The organism is Ruegeria sp. AD6 (assembly GCF_056542325.1).
On the sequence record NZ_JBQFZQ010000031.1, the window covers coordinates 1 to 1,413 of the forward strand.

Below are 1,413 nucleotides of genomic sequence, written 5' to 3' on the forward strand. Positions count from 1 at the left end.
CTCTGCGTGGGGCCGACCGACATCGGCAGCGCGGGTTCCAGGATGGAAGGCGGGAAAGTATGCTTTTGGTTCAGAAGAAAGATCGCCTTTAGTTACCAGCTGGGCGATCGCGATTGACCTGACTGCGCTCAAGTAGCCGAATAGGCGGTAGCGCACTAAGTTATGTCTTTCTTTTTCTGGATCAAATCAAGCGCGAGAAGGGCGTTTGGTGAATGCCTTGGCAGCAAGAGGCGATGAAAGACGTGATACTCTGCGATAAGCCATGGGGAGCTGAGAATAAGCTTTGATCCATGGATTTCTGAATGGGGCAACCCACCTGAATGTTTGTTATTGTTAGCTCTGCTAATCAATAATGAGCATGAACAGGTACTTAAGACCTGAATACATAGGGTTTTAAGAGCAAACCCGGGGAACTGAAACATCTAAGTACCCGGAGGAAAGGAAATCAATTGATACTCCCCTAGTAGCGGCGAGCGAACGGGGACCAGCCGAGCCGGATGAGTGAGAAGAACACGTTGGGAAGCGTGGCCATAGCGGGTGACAGCCCCGTATTCGAAGCTTTGACGGACGTATTAAGTAGGGCGGAACACGTGAAATTCTGTCTGAAGATCGGAGGACCACCTTCGAAGGCTAAGTACTCCTTGCTGACCGATAGCGAACCAGTACCGTGAGGGAAAGGTGAAAAGCACCCCGACGAGGGGAGTGAAACAGTACCTGAAACCGAACGCCTACAATCAGTCGGAGGCTCCTTGCGAGCTGACGGCGTACCTTTTGTATAATGGGTCATCGACTTGGTCTCACGAGCAAGCTTAAGCCGTTAGGTGTAGGCGTAGCGAAAGCGAGTCTTAATAGGGCGTATGAGTTCGTGGGATCAGACCCGAAACCGAGTGATCTAGGCATGGCCAGGTTGAAGGTAAGGTAACACTTACTGGAGGACCGAACCCACATCCGTTGAAAAGGATCGGGATGAGCTGTGCCTAGGGGTGAAAGGCCAATCAAACTCGGAGATAGCTGGTTCTCTGCGAAATCTATTTAGGTAGAGCGTCATCCGAATACCCCGGGGGGTAGAGCACTGGATGGGTAATGGGGCCCCACAGGCTTACTGATCCTAACCAAACTCCGAATACCCGGGAGTACTAGATGGCAGACACACTGCGGATGCTAACGTCCGTAGTGGAGAGGGAAACAACCCTGACCTACGACTAAGGCCCCCAATTCATGGCTAAGTGGGAAAGCAGGTGGGACGACCAAAACAACCAGGAGGTTGGCTTAGAAGCAGCCATCCTTTAAAGATAGCGTAACAGCTCACTGGTCTAAATAAGTTGTCCTGCGGCGAAGATGTAACGGGGCTCAAGCCATGAGCCGAAGTCTAGGGATGCGTAAGCATCGGTAGCAGAGCGTAGTGTGACATAG

Annotated in this window: 1 rRNA gene; it reads left to right on the forward strand. The window is 51.7% G+C overall.

The window, feature by feature from the left end:
- Positions 1 to 184: 184 nt before the first annotated feature.
- Positions 185 to 1,413: ribosomal RNA gene (locus tag ACR0KJ_RS19415) — 23S ribosomal RNA — on the forward strand; the annotation flags it as partial.